Annotated in this window: 15 protein-coding genes; 8 read left to right on the top strand and 7 right to left on the bottom strand. The window is 69.0% G+C overall.

Annotation, left to right across the window (positions count from 1 at the left end):
• Positions 1–51: 51 nt before the first annotated feature.
• Both WJM96_RS05390 and aqpZ read right to left on the bottom strand, forming a co-directional pair.
• The gene (locus tag WJM96_RS05390) at positions 52–504 is read right to left on the bottom strand and encodes a nuclear transport factor 2 family protein (protein ID WP_424811404.1); all 453 of its coding nucleotides are present in this window, start codon (positions 502–504) and stop codon (positions 52–54) included.
• 68 nt (positions 505–572) lie between these two features.
• Entirely contained in the window at positions 573–1,313 is a 741-nt protein-coding gene (gene aqpZ, locus WJM96_RS05395; RefSeq protein WP_424811405.1) for an aquaporin Z, read from the bottom strand.
• Between the two features lie 120 nt (positions 1,314–1,433).
• Between aqpZ and thrC the strand changes: the two genes are divergently transcribed.
• Complete coding sequence (gene thrC, locus WJM96_RS05400) at positions 1,434–2,843, top strand: threonine synthase (protein WP_424811406.1); 1,410 nt, start codon at positions 1,434–1,436, stop codon at positions 2,841–2,843.
• On the opposite strand, the gene WJM96_RS05405 is transcribed toward thrC, so the two are convergent.
• Positions 2,840–3,961 (bottom strand): acyltransferase family protein, encoded by a 1,122-nt coding sequence (locus WJM96_RS05405; RefSeq protein WP_424811407.1) that lies wholly within the window; start codon positions 3,959–3,961, stop codon positions 2,840–2,842. The two genes, thrC and WJM96_RS05405, sit on opposite strands and share 4 nt — an antisense overlap.
• A 229-nt stretch (positions 3,962–4,190) precedes the next feature.
• Between WJM96_RS05405 and WJM96_RS05410 the strand changes: the two genes are divergently transcribed.
• From WJM96_RS05410 to WJM96_RS05435, 6 genes are all read left to right on the top strand, one after another.
• Positions 4,191–5,456 (top strand): M16 family metallopeptidase, encoded by a 1,266-nt coding sequence (locus WJM96_RS05410; RefSeq protein ID WP_424811408.1) that lies wholly within the window; start codon positions 4,191–4,193, stop codon positions 5,454–5,456.
• Positions 5,453–6,781, top strand: a complete 1,329-nt coding sequence (locus WJM96_RS05415) for a TldD/PmbA family protein (RefSeq protein ID WP_424811409.1) — start codon at positions 5,453–5,455, stop codon at positions 6,779–6,781. The genes WJM96_RS05410 and WJM96_RS05415 overlap by 4 nt, the downstream gene beginning before the upstream one ends.
• A gap of 7 nt (positions 6,782–6,788) precedes the next feature.
• Positions 6,789–7,844, top strand: a complete 1,056-nt coding sequence (locus WJM96_RS05420; RefSeq protein ID WP_424811410.1) for a hypothetical protein — start codon at positions 6,789–6,791, stop codon at positions 7,842–7,844.
• A gap of 153 nt (positions 7,845–7,997) precedes the next feature.
• Complete coding sequence (locus tag WJM96_RS05425) at positions 7,998–8,480, top strand: CBS domain-containing protein (RefSeq protein WP_424811411.1); 483 nt, start codon at positions 7,998–8,000, stop codon at positions 8,478–8,480.
• A 71-nt stretch (positions 8,481–8,551) separates the two neighbouring features.
• Positions 8,552–9,499: an MYG1 family protein gene (locus WJM96_RS05430; RefSeq protein WP_424811412.1), complete on the top strand. Its 948-nt coding sequence runs from the start codon at positions 8,552–8,554 to the stop codon at positions 9,497–9,499.
• A 90-nt stretch (positions 9,500–9,589) separates the two neighbouring features.
• The gene (locus WJM96_RS05435; protein WP_424811413.1) at positions 9,590–10,834 is read left to right on the top strand and encodes an ABC transporter substrate-binding protein; all 1,245 of its coding nucleotides are present in this window, start codon (positions 9,590–9,592) and stop codon (positions 10,832–10,834) included.
• Positions 10,835–10,841: 7 nt separating this feature from the next.
• On the opposite strand, the gene WJM96_RS05440 is transcribed toward WJM96_RS05435, so the two are convergent.
• Positions 10,842–11,555, bottom strand: coding sequence for a hypothetical protein (locus WJM96_RS05440; RefSeq protein WP_424811414.1), 714 nt, complete (start codon positions 11,553–11,555; stop codon positions 10,842–10,844).
• Between the two features lie 151 nt (positions 11,556–11,706).
• Here WJM96_RS05440 and yghU point away from each other — a divergent pair, with 151 nt between their 5' ends.
• Positions 11,707–12,576, top strand: a complete 870-nt coding sequence (yghU, locus tag WJM96_RS05445) for a glutathione-dependent disulfide-bond oxidoreductase (RefSeq protein ID WP_424811415.1) — start codon at positions 11,707–11,709, stop codon at positions 12,574–12,576.
• 33 nt (positions 12,577–12,609) lie between these two features.
• Here the strand turns inward: yghU and WJM96_RS05450 are convergent, their stop codons facing one another.
• From WJM96_RS05450 to WJM96_RS05460, 3 genes are read right to left on the bottom strand one after another with little or no spacing between them, the layout of a single operon-like run.
• On the bottom strand, positions 12,610–13,809 hold the full coding sequence (locus WJM96_RS05450) for an MFS transporter (RefSeq protein WP_424811416.1): 1,200 nt from the start codon (positions 13,807–13,809) through the stop codon (positions 12,610–12,612).
• A gap of 4 nt (positions 13,810–13,813) precedes the next feature.
• On the bottom strand, positions 13,814–16,633 hold the full coding sequence (polA, locus tag WJM96_RS05455) for a DNA polymerase I (RefSeq protein ID WP_424811417.1): 2,820 nt from the start codon (positions 16,631–16,633) through the stop codon (positions 13,814–13,816).
• The gene (locus WJM96_RS05460) at positions 16,620–16,847 is read right to left on the bottom strand and encodes a zinc-finger domain-containing protein (RefSeq protein WP_424811418.1); all 228 of its coding nucleotides are present in this window, start codon (positions 16,845–16,847) and stop codon (positions 16,620–16,622) included. The genes polA and WJM96_RS05460 overlap by 14 nt, the downstream gene beginning before the upstream one ends.
• Positions 16,848–16,868 lie beyond the last annotated feature (21 nt).

Below are 16,868 nucleotides of genomic sequence, written 5' to 3' on the forward strand. Positions count from 1 at the left end.
GGAGATCGGCCCTCGTGCCGCCGGACCTCGCGGCCCGGCGGCGAAGCCGCCTCAGGCCGGCGGCCTCACGAAAGCCTGCCGCGCAAAGAGCTTCCAATTCGTACCCTGCTTCTTCCAGACCTGCAGGATTCCGATCCGGACCGGTGTCACGCGCCCGCCGCCCGTCGTGTTGCCAGTGAAGTTGTGGCGCACGATCGCGTCGTCGCCGACCACGGCGATGGTCTGATCGGTGATGTTGATCTCGCCGAAGGGATTGCTGCGCTCGACGAGGTTGCCGATGAACTGCGCCTTGTTCTCGATGCGTCCGGCCGAATGGCCGTAGCTCAGCGCGTCGTGGGACAGTGCTTCCAGCGCGGCGCGGTCGGGGTTCAGCATGGCGCGGGTCAGCGCCTCGACGGCCTGGGCGACGGCGCGCTCGTCGGCGGATTGCGCAGCGGCGGGCAAGGCGGCGGCGGCGACCGTGACGGCGGCGGCCACCGCCATGTGGCGACGGTTGATCTTCATCTGGTTCCTCCCTGGCCGGAAGGTTCCCGGCCAGGAACGAAGCTAGGCGGCGCTGACGCCGCCGTCCATCACGAGACGCGTCGTTCCTCCACGACCACCGTGTCCGCGATCGAGGAGGGGGCGAAGAGGCTGCGCGCGAAGAAGCCCGCGATCAGCGCGCCCAGGATCGGCGCCGCCCAGAAGAGCCAGAGCTGCCCGATGTACTCGCCACCGGCGAAGAGCGCGGGCGCCGTGCTGCGTGCTGGGTTCACCGAGGTGTTGGTGATGGGGATGGAGATCAGGTGGATCAGCGTCAGCGCGAAGCCGATCGGGATGCCCGCGAACCCCGTCGCCGCGCCCTTGGACGTGGTACCGATGATCACGACCAGGAAAATGAAGGTCAGGATCGCCTCAGCCAGGAAGCAGGCGGCCATGGAGTAGCCGCCCGGGCTGTGCGGACCGTAGCCGTTGGAGGCAAAGCTCTGAATGACCCAGTCCGGCCGGCCGGAGGCGATGACGTAGATCGCGCCCGCCGCGATGATGCCGCCTGCCAGCTGGATAATGATGTAGGGGATGACATGGTGGTTGGCGCAGCGCCCGGCTGCCCAAAGGCCCAGCGTCACCGCCGGGTTGAAATGCCCGCCCGAGATATGGCCGACCGCGTAGGCCATGGTGAGCACGGTGAGGCCGAAGGCCAGGGCCACGCCGGCAAAGCCGATGCCCAGCTGCGGAAAGGTCGCCGCGAAGACGGCGCTGCCCACGCCGCCGAAGACGAGCCAGAAGGTACCGATGAACTCCGCCGTCAGCCGGCGCCCGAGGTCGCTGCCCATGTGACTGCTCTCTCCCTTATTGGTTCAAATCGCATGAAAATCCTACGCCCCGATGGGAAGGTTGGGGAAGCGGAATCACCGGGCCTACCCGATGGGCCCGCAACGGCCTAAACAGCCCCCATGCGCTACGTTTCCACCCGTGGAGAGGCCGCCCCGCGCGGCTTCGATGATGTCCTGCTCGCCGGCCTCGCCGAGGATGGCGGCCTGTTCCTGCCCGAATCCTGGCCCGTCCTGACGGTGGCCGAATGGCGCGCTCTGCGCGGCCTGCCCTATGCTGAGCTCGCGGCCCGCCTGCTGCACCGTTTCGCCGGAGAGGCGATGACGCTCGACGAGATGCGCGCGCTCACGACGGATGCCTATGCCGGCTTCCGCCACCCGGCCGTGACGCCGCTGGTGCAGATCGCGCCCAATCAGTTCGTGCTGGAGCTGTTCCACGGCCCGACGCTCGCCTTCAAGGACGTGGCCTTGCAGCTGCTCGGCCGCCTCTTCGACCATGTGCTGACGAAGCGCGGCGAGCGAATCACCATCGTGGGCGCCACCAGCGGCGACACCGGCAGCGCGGCCATCGAGGCTTGCCGCGACCGCGAAGCGGTGGACATCGTCATCCTCCACCCGGAGAACCGCACCAGCGAGGTGCAGCGGCGGCAGATGACGACGGTGCTCTCCCCGAACGTCGCGAACATCGCGCTCAAGGGCAGCTTCGACGATTGCCAGGATCTGGTGAAGACCATGTTCCTGGACGCGCCCTTCCGGAAGGAAATGCGGCTCGCGGCCGTGAATTCCATCAACTGGGCGCGCATCGCGGCGCAGATCGTCTACTACGCCTATGCCGCGCTGAACCTCGGTGCGCCGGAGCGCGAGGTGGCGGTCGCGGTGCCCACCGGCAATTTCGGCAATGTGCTGGCGGCCTGGGCGGCGCGGCAGATGGGGCTGCCCATCGCGCATTTCATCATCGGCTCCAACCGCAACGACATCCTGGCGCGCTTCCTGGCCGCCAACGACATGACGGCCCGCGATGTCGAGCCCTCGCTCTCGCCCTCCATGGACATCCAGGTCAGCAGCAATTTCGAGCGGCTGCTGTTCGAGCTGATGGGCCGCGACGGCGCGGCGACGGCCGGGCTGATGCGCGATTTCCGCGCCGAGGGCCGCATGCCGGTGCCCGATGCGGCCTGGAAGAAAGCGCGGGAGCTGTTCACCGGGTTCACGCTGGACGATGCAGGCACGCTGGCCGAGATCCAGCGCCTGCACCGCGACGCGGGCTACCTGGCGGACCCGCACACCGCCGTCGGCACGGCGGCGGCGCATGCGCTCTGGTCCGACAGGAAGATGCCGCTGATCATCGCGGCGACCGCGCATCCGGCGAAGTTCCCCGATGCCGTCCAGCGCGCCACCGGCATCCGCCCCGCGCTGCCCCCCGCCCTGGCCGACCTCTACGAGCGGCCGGAGCGCTTCACCGTGCTGCCCAACGACCTCGGCGAGGTCGAGGCCATGGTGCGCGCGCATGCACGGCGCAACGCCGTGCCGGCCTAGGCTTCCGCGCCCGCCGGCACCCTCGCCGCGGAGGGCTTGATACGCCGGGCCAGCCGGTGCGCCGGCATCTCCACCCAGCGGCACATGAGCGCCGCCACGGGGAAGGAGAGCGCGACCGCGATCAGTGCCGCCACCTCCGGCACGCGCTGGTCGCGCAGCAGGTGGTTGGCGGCCGCCAGCAGCGGCATGTGGACCAGATAGAGGCTGAAGGAGATCCGCCCCAGCCAGAGCAGGGCCGGGCGCCGCATGGCATAGGCGAAGCGTCCGTCCCGCTGCGCCAGCAGGATCAGTAGCGCCGAGGCCAGGATCACGCCGTAATCATGCGCTGCCATGGCCATGACCAGCACCGCGATCCCCGCCGCCAGCGCCTGACTGTCGTCCAGCCGCCGCACGCGGCCGAGCGCAAGCGCCGCGCCCACCGCGAAGGCGGGCAGGAAGCCGGCGGTGGCGGCGAAAGTCTTGAGCAGGCTGCTGCCCAGCGCCACGTCACCTTCCGGCATGCCCGCGAGCCGCGCGACGGCCGCCCCCACCAGCGCCACCGCCATGAGCGGCGCGAGCCGGCCCCGGAACAGCAGCACGAAGGGCAGCAGCAGCGCGATGCGCCATTCGTGGACCAGGCTCCAGAGCACGGGGTTGAGCTGAAAGCCATTGCCTGAGCTCAAAAGCAGTGCCTGCTCGGTGAAGCCCTTCCAGCTCCACATCTTCGCCCAGGTTGCGACGCCGACGAGGCCGGGCGTCTCCGCCGGCAGCGGCGCCTCCCAGATCAGGAGCTGCAGCACCGCGGACAGCACCAATGATGCCAGGACCGGCAGGCCGAGCCGAACGGATCGCTGCGCCGCATAGCTGGCCCAGGCAGGGCCGTTCATGACGCTGCCGGGCTGGCGCGCCTCCTGCGCCGCGAGCGCGCGGGTCAGCACATAGCCGCTGAGGACGAAGAAGAAGATCACCGCCGGCCGCCCGGCGCCGACAAGGCGGAGGGGCGTCGCGTCCAGCAGCCAATCCACCCAGGCGGGAAGGTCGGGGATGGAGAGATAGGCATGATGCAGCACCACGATCAGCGCGGCGATGCCGCGCAGGGAATCGAGCTCGACCAGCCGGCGTGGAGATGTCGTCGTCATGGGGCTCCCTGATCGGTCCGGCCCAAGGCGGGAGGGTGATGGCTTTGCGGCCTCAATGGGGCGCGGCCCGGAAGGGCGCCTTGCTGCAACCGCGAAGGAGGGGGTGGGTTGCGCGCAAGAGGTTGAAACAATGGGGATGGGGACCCGATATGTGACGGCCCGGCCGAAGCGGGCTAGGAATGCCCCCACCAGCCTGGAAATCCCCTCTCAGAAAGCCCCCCTGCCGAAAATGACCGATTCCGTCCGCGTCACGCGCCTGCCCAGCGGCCTCCTCGTCGCCAGCGACACCATGTCGCGCGTGGAGACCGTGTCCATCGGCGCCTATGTCCATGCCGGCACCCGCAACGAGACGGCGGCGGAGAACGGGGCCTCCCATTTCCTCGAGCACATGGCCTTCAAGGGCACCACGCGCCGTGACGCGGCCTCCATCGCGCGCGAGATCGAGAATGTGGGCGGGCACATCAACGCCTACACGGCGCGCGAGCAGACCGCCTACTATTGCAAGGTGCTGAAGGAGGACACGGCGCTGGCCGCCGACATCATCGGCGACATCCTCTGCCACTCCACCCTCATCCCCGAGGAGCTGGAGCGGGAGCGCGGCGTGATCCTGCAGGAAATCGGGCAGGCCAACGACACGCCGGACGACATCGTCTTCGACCATTTCCAGCTCGCCTGCTTCCCGGACCAGGCGATGGGCCGGCCCACCCTCGGCACCGAGGAGATCATCGAGAAGATGCCGCGGGAGGTGCTGTCCAACTACATGGCGCGGCACTACGGCCCCTCGCGCATGGTGGTCGCCGCCGCCGGCGCGCTGGAGCACGAGCAGCTTCTCTCCCTCGTCAACGAGCACTTCGCCGACCTGCCGACAGTGACCCCGCACGAGGCCGAGCCCGCGCGCTACACCGGCGGCGAGTACCGAGAGGAGCGCGACCTCGACCAGGTGCACATTGTGATGGGCTTCCCCTCGGCCACCTATACCGATGCAGACCACTACCCGGTGCAGCTGCTCTCCACGCTGCTGGGGGGCGGCATGTCCTCGCGCCTCTTCCAGGAGATCCGCGAGAAGCGCGGGCTGGTCTATTCCATCTACTCCTTCGCAAGCCCCTATCACGACAGCGGCATCTTCACCCTCTACGCCGGCACGGGCGAGGAGCAGGCGGCCGAGCTGGTGCCCGTCGCGGTGGAGGAGCTGCGCCGCGTGCAGCATGACGTGACGCTGGAAGAGCTGAACCGTGCCAAGGCGCAGCTTCGCGCCTCGCTGCTCATGTCCATGGAATCCACGGGCAGCCGCTGCGAGCAGATCGCGCGGCAGCTCCAGGTGCATGGCCGCATCATCCCCGTCGAGGAGACCAAGGCGCGCATCGCCGCCGTGACGGTGGAGGATGTGCAACGCGCCGCCGCGCGGCTCTTCCACGGCAAGCCGACGCTGGCGACGCTGGGCCCCGTCTCGCGCGTGCCGGGGATCGCCGATATCGCCGAGAAGCTCGTAGCGTGAACGATCAAGAGGTTCTGAACGCGCTGCTGGACGCGGCGCGCGCGGCGGGCGCCGAGCAGGCGGATGCGCTGCTCGTCCATTCCGCCTCGCTGGCCGTGCAGCGGCGCCTCGGCGAGATCGAGCAGCTCGAGCGCTCCGAGAGCAGCGACATCGGGCTGCGCGTCTTCATCGGCAACCGCAACGCGGTGGTGAGCGGCACCGACACTTCGCCCGCCGGCTTCGCGGCGCTGGCCGAGCGCGCGGTGGCCATGGCGCGGGTGGTGCCGGAAGACGCCTATGCCGTGCTGCTCGACGCGCCGGAGCCGGCCGATGGGGGCCCGCTCGACCTCTGCGACGCGGCCGAGCCCGATGCCGAGGCTCTGCTGGCCCGCGCCGCCATCGCCGAGGACGCGGCCATGGGCGTGAAGGGCATCACGAATAGCGAGGGCGCCTCGGCCGGCTGGTCGCGCGGCACACGTTCGCTGGCCACCTCGCGCGGCTTCTTCGGCAGCTACACGCGCTCCTCCCATTCCGTCTCAGCCACCGCGCTGGCGGGCGAGGGCACCGGCATGCAGCGCGACTACGATTATTCCAGCGCGACCTTCCTCACGGACCTCGAGGACGCGGCCGCCATCGGCCGCCGCGCGGGCGAGCAGGCGGTGGCGCGGCTCAACCCCGTACGGCCGAAGAGCGGGCGCATCCCGGTGATCTATCACCCGCGCGTGTCCAACTCGCTGCTGGGCCATCTGGTGGGCGCGATCAACGGCGCTGCCATCGCGCGCGGCACCTCCTTCCTGAAGGATGCGCTGGGCAAGCAGATCCTGCCTGCCAGCATGTCCGTGATGGATGACCCGCTGCGCCCGCGCGGCATGCGCTCGCGCCCCTTCGACGGCGAGGGCCAGCGCGGCCAGCGCCGCGCGCTGGTAGAGAACGGCGTGCTGACCACCTGGCTGCTGGATGGCCGGAGTGCCAAGCAGCTCGGCCTCGCCAGCACGGGCCATGCGGCGCGCGGCACCGGCGGCCCGCCGGGCCCGGCACCGACCAACCTCTGGCTGGAGCCGGGCAGCGTCTCGCCCGAGGCGCTGATGGCCGACATCAAGGAAGGTCTCTACGTCACCGAGCTCATCGGCATGGGTGTGAACGGCATCACGGGCGACTACTCGCGGGGCGCCGCCGGGTTCATGATCCGCGACGGAAAGCTTGCCGAGGCGGTGAGCGAAATCACCATCGCGGGTAAGCTGCCGGAGATGTTCCTGGCCATGACCGCGGCGGACGACCTCGTCTACAAGCGCGGCAACGACGCGCCGACGCTGCGCATCGACGGGATGACGCTCGCCGGGGCATGATCCCCGGATGGACAATACGCAGGTCACGCTGATCGTGGGGGCGACGGGTGCGGCGGCGAGCCGCATCCTGGAGCAGGGCAGGGCGCGGCCCGGCGAGACGCTGCTGGGCCTCTCGCGCAACCGGCCGGCCGGCGACGAGCTGTGGCTCTCGGCGGATCTGGACGATGTGGCCGGCCTGACCGGCGCGCTGGCCTTGCGCCCCGATATCTCACGCATCGTCTATGCCTCGCGCGCGCCGCATGGCGAGACGGGCGTGGAGGACGTGCCCTGGAACCTGCGCATGCTGCGCAACTTGGTGGACGCGGCGGAGGCGAGCCTGCCGCGCCTCGCGCATATCCACCTGATCCATGGCGCGAAGTGGTACGGCATGCATATCGGGCGCTACCGCACCCCGGCGCGCGAGGACGATCCGCGTCACATGCCGCCCAACTTCTACTACGACCAGCAGGATTTCATCGCGGAACGCCAGCGCGGCAAGGCTTGGAGCTGGTCCACGAGCCGCCCGAACTTCGTGCTGGATGTCGCGCCCGGCCGCGCGCGCAACATGGTCTCCACGCTCGGCGCCTATGCCGCGATCTGCCGCGAGCTGGACGTGCCCTTCGACTTTCCGGGCAAGCCCGGCACCTGGAAGGCGCTGCACGAGGTAACCGACGCGAGGCTGCTGGCCGAGGGCGTGCTCTGGATGTTGGGCGAGCCCCGCTGCGCCAACCGTGCCTTCAACATGACCAATGGCGACGCCTTCCGCTGGTGCGACCTGTGGTCCTTCCTCGCCGAGCAGTTCGGCTGCAGGCCGGGCGTGGTGCGGAGCATGTCCATGGCGCATTGGATGGCGGGCAAGGAGGATGTGTGGGAGCGCATCCGCGCGCGCCACACCCTCGCGCTGCCGCTGGATCAGGTCGCGAGCTGGCCCTTCTTCGATTTCTTCATGGGCATGGACTACGACGTGCTCTGCTCCATGACGGCGGCGCGCGAGGCGGGCTTCACGGGCTTCGTGAATTCCTGGGGAATGTTCGCCGGACAGATCGCCGCCTACCGCGCTGCGGGCATCCTACCACCGGCCTAGGGGGCGCCTTTCAGCCCTGTTGCGGGCCCGTGACGAAGCGGAACGCGGACCTTTCCCGCGCATGATCCGGCATGCGAATATCCAGGCCGGACGGGCCGCCCCGCGCCACGAACGGGGCACCCGTGCCATCCCAGTACCGGCAGGAGCGCAGCCATGACCATCCCGGCCAAATCCGTCATGACGAAAGATGTCGTCACCGCCTCGCCCGAGACGACGATCGCCGAGCTGGCCCGGCGGATGCTGAAGCGCGGCGTTTCGGCGCTGCCCGTGGTGGATGCGCAGAACCGGCCGCTCGGCGTGGTCAGCGAGGGCGACGTGCTGCGGCATTTCAGCGCCGGCTTCCAGTCGAAGCGCGCGCAATGGCTGCACAAGCTGGCCGAGGGCGAGGCCATGTCGTCGGCATTCCTCGCCGAGATCGGGCTGGAGCACGGCAAGGCCAGCGGGCTGATGCACAGCCCGGCCATCGTCGCCTCGGAGGAGGCGTCGCTCGCCGAGCTCAGCGACCTAATGATCCGGGAGAAGATCAAGCACGTGCTGATCGTCCGCGATGGCGTCCTGGTCGGCATCGTGAGCCGCGCCGACGTGGTGCGCGCGGTGGTCGAGAATCTGCAGGATCTGCTGGAGCCGACGGTCTAGCCCGCGCCGCCCGGCATGGACGGGAGGCGCCGGCGCGGCTAGGCACGCGCCTTCGCCCCAGTTTCCGGACCATGCCCTTGCCTCACGACCCGTCGCTTCCCGTCCTCGCGACCCATAGCGGAAAGTTCCACTGCGACGAGGTCTTCGCCTATGCGGTGCTGCGGCTCGCGCTCGGCCTGCGCGAGGCCGGCCGGGACCACATCCTGCGCCGCACCCGCAAGCCGGAGCTGATCGAGAGCGCCGGGATCGTCTGGGATGTCGGCTTCGTCTTCGACGAGGCGGCGAAACGCTTCGACCACCACCAGCGCGGCGCGCCGCTGCGCGCGGACGGCACCCCCTTCTCCTCCGCGGGGCTGGTCTGGCGCGTCTATGGAGAGGCCGCGATGGCCGCGCTGCTGAGGCCGAGTGGCAGCGAGCGCTTCGCCGCCGCCATCGCCGCCGAGCTCGACGAGGCCGTGGTCCGCCGCATCGACGAGATCGACAACGGCACCACCACCGACCGCCCCGATTCCCTCGGCCTCGCGACCCTGGTGGGCGATTTCAACCCGAGCTGGGACGAGCCCGAGGCCAATGGCCCCACGGCCGGCGACGAGGCCTTCCTGGAGGCCGCCGATTTCGTGCTCGGCATGCTCATCCGCCGCGTGGATGGTCTGCGCGCGCGGCACGCGGCCGAGGCGACGGTCCTCGCCGCCCATGCGGCCGGCGAGGACCCGCGCGTCCTGGTGCTGGAGCGCGGCATGCCGTGGAAGAATGTGGTCTTCACCCACGACCTGCCGGTGCTTTTCACCGTCTCCCCCGCCTCCAACGGCAACTGGATGCTGGATGCCGTGCCGCCGGAGCCCGGCTCCTTCGCGCAGCGCCTGCCGCTGCCAGAGGCCTGGGCCGGGCTGGAGACGGCGGCGCTGGCGGCGACAAGCGGCGTCCCGGACGCGGTCTTCGTGCATCTGCGGCGCTTCGTGGGCGCCGCGCGCTCGCGCGAGGGCGCGGTGGCCATGGCGCGCAAGGCCATGGGCCTCTGAACAAGGCCCTTGCGGCCGTACGCATGATGTTCATGATCCCCGGATGAGCCGGGCCCCATCGATGAGGGCCAGCCGGGGAGGAATGAACGCATGGAACGCGACACCGCGCCGAAGACGCATCTCCTGACGCCGCGCCGCAGTCTGATGCTGGCGAGCGCAGCGATCTGGCCCGCGGGCCGGGCGACGGCACAGACGTCGGACAATATCGTGAAGATCGGCGTGATGGACGACATGTCCGGCGTCTTCGCCGACCAGCAGGGCATGGGCGACGTGGTCTCTGCCCGCATGGCCATCGAGGATTTCGGCGGGCGGGTGAACAACATGCCCATCGAGCTCGTCTACGCCGACATGCAGAACCGCCCCGATGTGGGCATGAGCATCGCGCGCCGCTGGTACGACCAGGAGCGCGTGGACGCCATCTTCGGCCTCGGCAATTCGGCGGTCGCGCTCGCGGTGCAGCAGCTGACGCGCGAGAAGAACAAGATCAACGTCTCCATCGCGGCCGGCACGACGGAGCTTACGGGCGCGGGCTGTACGCCCACGGGGCTGCACTGGACCTACGACAACTACGCGCTCGCGCGCGGCACGGTCACGGCCATGCTGGGCGAGGGCAAGCGAAAGTGGTTCTTCCTCACCTCCGACTACGCCTTTGGCCATTCGCTGGAGGCCAACGGCATGGCGGTGGTGCGCGCGCTGGGGGGCGAGGTGGTGGGCAGCACCCGCGCGCCACTGAACGAGAGCGACTTCTCGGCGCACCTGCTGCGTGCTGCGGGCTCGGGCGCGCAGGTCGTTGCGCTCGCGGTCGCGGGCAACGACCTCATCAACGCGGTGAAGCAGATGGGCGAGTTCGGCCTGCTACGGCGCGGGCTGCAGCCAGCCGCGTTGCTCTGCCTGCTGACGAATGTCCGCGCCATCGGGCTGGAGACGGCGCAGGGCCTGGTCTTCACGGAAGCCTATTACTGGGATCAGAACGACGAGACGCGCGCCTTCTCCACCCGCTTCGCGCGCATTCACGGCCGCCCGCCCACCATGTTCCAGGCCAGCATGTGGGGGGCCGTCACGCACTACCTCAACGCCATCAAGGCGGCGGGCACGGATGCCACGGGGCCCGTCATGGAGAAGATGCGCGCAACCCCGATCAACGACTTCATGACGAAGAACGGCCGCATCCGCGAAGATGGGCGCATCATCCGCGACATGTATCTGATGCGCGCCAAGCGGCCATCGGAATCCCGCGGCGAGTGGGACCTGCTGGACGTGGTGCAAACCATCCCGGGCGATCAGGCCTATCGCCCGGCGGCGGAGAGCGAGTGCCCGCTGCTGCGGCGGGGGTAGCGGGGCTTCAGTTCCAGGGGCAGTCAACGATGACGGCCTGGTAGCCGAGGCCGGTCTTCTGGAACCCGTTATAGAAGATCACGGAGCCCATCAGCTCCTTCCGCCCGCGGTTGCGGTAGACGTAGCGCAGCTCGCGGGAGGTCACGTTGTGGCTGAAGTCGCCATGGCCGCCCACGATGTCCGCGATTTCGCCCATGCCATCCAGATGGAAATGGACGGTGCCCTTGTTCCGAACCGTCTGCTCGATCGCGACCTTGGACCAGCGCGCGCCAAGCTGGTGCAGGGAGCCTTCGCCATATTCCTCGGTGATGGTGGCCATGGTCTTGTTGGTGGCGGTGGGTATGTACTTTTCCTGGCCGCCGACATCTTCCTTGCTGATCTTGGCGCCGGTCGGATAGGCCCACTTCTTCAGCGCTTTCGCTGACCCGATATCGTCGAAGGTCAAGAGGAAGCCCTTCAGCGCGGAAGACGCCGTGGAGCTATGCTGGTATTCCTCCCACAGCGTCTCCGCGACGATGCCGCCCCGGGCGGCCATGTCGATGGCGCGCGGGCCGTAGCCGCTGACCTTGGTGTCGGTGACGATCGAAGCCACGTCGCCATTGAGGCCGAAATGGCAGTCGATACCGCTCAGGGGCTTTGAGGCCAGTCCTTTCTCCGGGATCTCGTTCCCGAGATAGCGGGCCGGCGCGAAGCCAGCGGTGTCTCCGGCGGCCAGCGGCACTCTCGCTTCCTCCCGATTGATCGCGATCGTTTATCCTATGCGGTGAAATCCTTTCTAAATGGTTAACGTACCGAGGGCCGGAGGCGGCCCGTTGGCAACCGCCGGAATGCGTCCACATGCTTTCTCGACCACCACCGGAGCCTCCGAGACAATGAGCACCGAATACGTCCCCCCCAAGGTCTGGACCTGGACCAAGGCGAGCGGCGGCCGCTTCGCCAATATCAACCGCCCCATCGCCGGCGCCACGCATGAGAAGGAGCTGCCGGTCGGCAAGCACCCGCTGCAGCTCTACTCTCAGGGCACGCCGAACGGGGTGAAGGTCACCATCATGCTGGAGGAGCTGCTGGCCCTCGGTCACCAGGGCGCGGAATACGACGCCTGGCTCATCCGCATCGGCGAGGGGGATCAGTTCGGCAGCGGCTTCGTCGCGGCCAATCCGAACTCCAAGATCCCCACGCTGGTGGACCGCAGCGGCCCCGAGCCGATCCGCGTCTTCGAATCCGGCGCCATCCTCGTGCACCTTGCCGAGAAGTTCGGCGCCTTCCTGCCGACGGCGCCCGCGGCGCGGGCGGAGGCCTTCTCCTGGCTGTTCTGGCAGATGGGCAGCACGCCCTATGTCGGCGGCGGATTCGGCCACTTCTACGCCTATGCTCCGGAGAAGTGGGAATACCCGATCGATCGCTTCACCATGGAGACCAAGCGCCTGCTCGACGTGCTCGACCGGCGTCTGGGCGAGAGCGAATATGTGGCGGGTCCGGACTACACCATCGCCGACATGGCCATCTGGCCCTGGTATGGCGGGCTGGTGAAGTTCGACAGCTATGGCGGCTCCGAGTTCCTCGCCGCGCATGAATACAAGAACGTGCTGCGTTGGACGGAACAGCTCTGGGCGCGGCCGGCGGTGAAGCGCGGCCGGATGGTCAACCGCCTTGCCGGGGAGCCCGCGACCCAGCTGCGCGAGCGCCACGACGCCAGCGACTTCGAGACGAAGACGCAGGACAAGCTGGAAAAGGCCGGCTGAAGCGTTCCGCTTCAGCAACCCAGGCGCCGGCCGCTACTCGGCCGGTGCCATCACCAGGCGCCGGCCGCGCCGCAGCTCCTGCACCAGCGACATCAGCACCGCGCCGATCAGCAGGGCCGAGGCGATGGCGAACATCGCATGCGGCTGCCCATGGTCCAGCAGCCAGCCGAACAGCACAGGCCCCGCGATACCGCCGATGCTGAAGCCCGTGCTCACCAGCCCGAAGGCCGCGCCTGCTTGGCCCGGCGGGGCTGCGGCCCGCACCATCATGTCGCGTGAGGGCATGATCATGCCCGAGAGGAAGCCCGAAAGGGTCATGACCAGCGTCAGCGGCAGCGCCGGAAGGTCGCCGAGCCCGGCCACCAGCAGCAGCACCGCCGCCGCCCCCAGGCCGAAGGCCGCCACCAGCCCGTGGCGCTTGGTGCGGTCGGCGACATAGCCGCCCGCCAGCACGCCCATGGCGCTGGCCGCGAGCCAGGCGGTAAGCGCGACATTCGCCGCCGCCAGCGAGATGCCGGAGGCCGCGTTCCAGGCCGAGACCGCGAAGCTCTGGATGCCGCCATTGCCCAGCGCGATGAGCGTGAAGAAGACGGTCAGCGAGAGCACCGCCGCGTTCAGCAGGCGCGGCCCGCCGGCCTCGGCCTTCGCGCGGCGCGGCGCGGGCTTTTCCTGCCGCGCGCCGCGCAGCAGCGGAATGGCGGCGAGCGGCCCGAGCAGGCCGGCGACCACGAGCGCCGTGCCCAGCCCGGCGACATAGGACACGCCCAGCATCAGGAAGGGCGCCGCGGCGCTGCCGAGATATCCCGCAAAGGTGTGCAGCGAGAAGGCGCGGCCCACATGCGCATCCTCGATGGAGCTGCCGAGAATGGCATAGTCCGCCGGGTGATAGACGCTATTGGCCAGCCCCGCGAGGAAGGCGCCGACCAGCAGCCAGGAATACCCGCCCCCCAATCCTGCCAGCACATAGCCGAGCCCACCGAGCAGCAGCCCCGCCACCAGCATGCGCCGAGCGCCCAGGCGGTCCACCAGGAGGCCCATCGGGGCCTGGGTGAAGAAGGTCACGACGTTCAGTACCGTGAGCGCCAGGCCGAGTTCCAGGAAGCCGACGCCCATGGCGTCGCGCATCAGGGGGAAGAGGGGCGGCAGCGCCAGGATGTGGACATGGCTGACGAAATGCGCGCCGGAGACGGAGACGAGGATCTTCCTCTCCTCCCGCGAGAATGTGGAAGACATGCGATCAATGTGCCTCCGCCCAGGAGGCGCCGTGTCCCACTTCGACCAGCAGCGGAACCCGCAGCTCGGCCACGCCCTCCATGATTCTTCTGATGATTTGGCCGGCGGGTTCGATTTCCGCTTCCGGCACCTCGAAGACCAGCTCGTCATGCACCTGCAGGAGCATGCGGGTCCTGAGCCCTGCCTCGCGCAGCGCGCGGGGAACGCGCACCATGGCGCGCTTGATGATCTCGGCGCCGCCTCCCTGGAAGGGGGCGTTGATCGCCTGGCGCTCGGCCCCGCCGCGGCGGACGGGGTCCTTCGACGCGATATCCTGGATCCAGAGACGCCGGCCGAAGGGCGAGAGGACGTAGCCCTTCATGCGCGCCTCCTCCTTTAGCCGCTCCATCTCGGCGCGGATGCCGGGGTACTGCGCGAAATAGGCGTCGATGATGCCACGGGCCTCGCCGGCCGGGATGCCGAGCCGCGCGCCAAGGCCGAAGGCGCTCATGCCGTAGATGATGCCGAAATTGATTGTCTTGGCGCGGCGCCGCGCTTCCTTGTCGACGTTCTTCGGGTCGAGGTGGAAGATTTCCGCCGCTGTCCGGCTGTGGATGTCCTCGCCCTTCTCGAAGGCCTCGCGAAGGGTGGGCACCTCGGCGAGGTGCGCGAGCAGGCGGAGCTCGATCTGCGAGTAGTCCGCGCTCATCAGCACATGGCCCGGCTCCGCCACGAAGGCGCGGCGGATCTTCATCCCCTCCTCGTTGCGGATGGGGATGTTCTGAAGGTTCGGCTCGGTGGAGGCGAGGCGGCCCGTGCTGGTGGAAGCCAGCGAGTAGTCCGTATGCACGCGCCCATCGGCCGCGATCTGCGCCGTGAGCCCTTCGACATAGGTGGATTTCAGCTTGGCCAGCTGGCGGTGCTGCAGCACCACGCGGGGCAGCTCGTTGCCCTGCGCGGCGAGATCCTCGAGCACTGAGGCATCGGTGGAATAGGCGCCGGTCTTGCCCTTCTTGCCGCCCTTCAGCCCCATCTCGTCGAAGAGGATCTCGCCGAGCTGCTTCGGGCTGCCGACGTTGAAGGCACGGCCGGCGAGGCGGTGGCACTCGGCCTCCAGCACCACCAGGCGCTCGGCGAAATCGGTGCCGATGCGCTTCAGCTCCTCGCCATCTACCTTGACGCCCGCCTGCTCCATCGTGGCGAGCACGGAGACCATGCGGCGCTCCACCTGCTCGTAGAGGCTGAGGGCGCGCACCTCGCGCAGACGGGGCCTCAGCGTGTGCCAGAGGCGCAGCGTCACATCCGCGTCTTCGGCCGCGTAGCAGGTCGCGCGGTCCAGCGGGACGTGCTGGAACAGGATGCGGTTGCGCCCCGTACCCGTCACCTCGTCGAAGCTGATCGGCTTGTGCTGGAGGTGCAGCTGCGAAAGCTCGTCCATGCCATGCCCATGCGCGCCGGCCTCCAGCGCGTAGGAGATGAGCATGGTGTCGTCGATGGGTGAGACCGCGATGCCGCCATTCTTCGGATTGGCCAGCACCTCGATGTCGTACTTCGCGTTGTGCAGCACCTTGAGGACGGAGGCGTCCTCCAGCAGCGGGCGCAACACGGCCAACGCCTCGTCATGCGTGACCTGCACCGGCGTCTCGGCCAGCAGGTCCGGCGTTGCGTGGCGCAGCGGGATGTAGCAGGCCTGGCCGGGCGCGACCGCGAGGCAGACGCCGACGAGGTTCGCCGCCAGTGCATCCAGGCTGTCGGTTTCGGTGTCGAGCGCGATCACGCCCGCGGCGCGGCCGCGCGCCACCCAGTTTTCCAGCTCGGGCAGCGTGGTGACGCAGGTGTAGCCGGCGAAGGGAATCTCCAGCGGGTTAGCCGGTTCCTCGCGCGCTGGCTGCGGCAGGGCCGGGCGCGGGCGATTGGGCGCGCCGCCATCGGCGAGGCCGAGGCCGAGCCGCGCCATCAGCGAACGGAAATTGTTCTCCGCCAGGAAGGCGCCGAGCCGCACCGGCTCGGGCGAGCGGGCGACCAGTGCCTCCACGGGGAGCGGTAGCGGCGCATCGCAATCCAGCGTGACGAGCTTCAGCGAGATGCGCGCCATCTCGGCATGGGTCTGCAGCAGTTCGCGCCGCTTGGGCTGCTTGATCTCGCCCGCGCGGGCGAGCAGCGTCTCCAGGTCACCGTATTCGTTGAGCAGCTGGGCGGCCGTCTTGATGCCGATGCCGGGGACGCCGGGCACGTTGTCCGTCGCGTCGCCGGCCAGCGCCTGGACCTCGGCCACCTTGTTCGGCGCCACGCCGAACTTCTCGAAGACCTCGGGCTCGCGGATGGGCTTCTGCTTGATCGGGTCCAGCATGCAGACCTTCTCGCGCACGAGCTGCATGAGGTCCTTGTCGGAGGAGACGATGGTGACGCGCCCGCCCTCGGCCTCGAAGGCCTTGGCGTAGCAGGCGATCAGGTCGTCCGCCTCGTAGCCGGGGAGCTCCACCTGCGCGACGCCGAAGGCCTCTGTCGCCTCGCGGATCAGCGCGAATTGCGGGATCAGGTCTTCAGGCGGCTCCGGGCGGTGGGCCTTGTAGTCGGGGTAGATGTCGCTGCGGAAGGTCTGGCGCGCGCTGTCGTGAACGACCGCGATGTGGCTGGAGCTGTTCTGATTGAGGAATTTCTCCAGCATCTGCGAGAAGCCGAAGACGGCGTTGACCGGCGTGCCGTCAGGCCGCGTCATGGGCGGCAGCGCGTGGAAGGCGCGGAAGATGTACCCGCTGCCGTCGATCAGGATCAGATGCGGGTCGCCCGGCGGAGGATCCCTCGGCTCGGCCGAGGGGATCACCGAGCCGTCAGTGATGTCCATCGTCTCCCGCGCCTTCCCTGAGGCGGTAGGTCTTGGAGCAATAGGGGCAGGTCACCTGCTCGCCCTCGATACGGAGATAGACGAGCGGATGGCCCAGCGGGCCTTCATGGCCGCCATCGCAGCCGACCTTGCGGGTGTCCACCATCACCACGTCATCGGGCGTGACGCCGGGGGTGAGGTTGGGGGTGTAGCCGGTCAGCTCCGGGTCGCGCATCAGGGGGGCCTTCGTGGTGAC

This window comes from Roseococcus sp. YIM B11640, from assembly GCF_049727625.1.
In the GTDB taxonomy this organism is placed as follows: Bacteria; Pseudomonadota; Alphaproteobacteria; order Acetobacterales; family Acetobacteraceae; genus Roseococcus.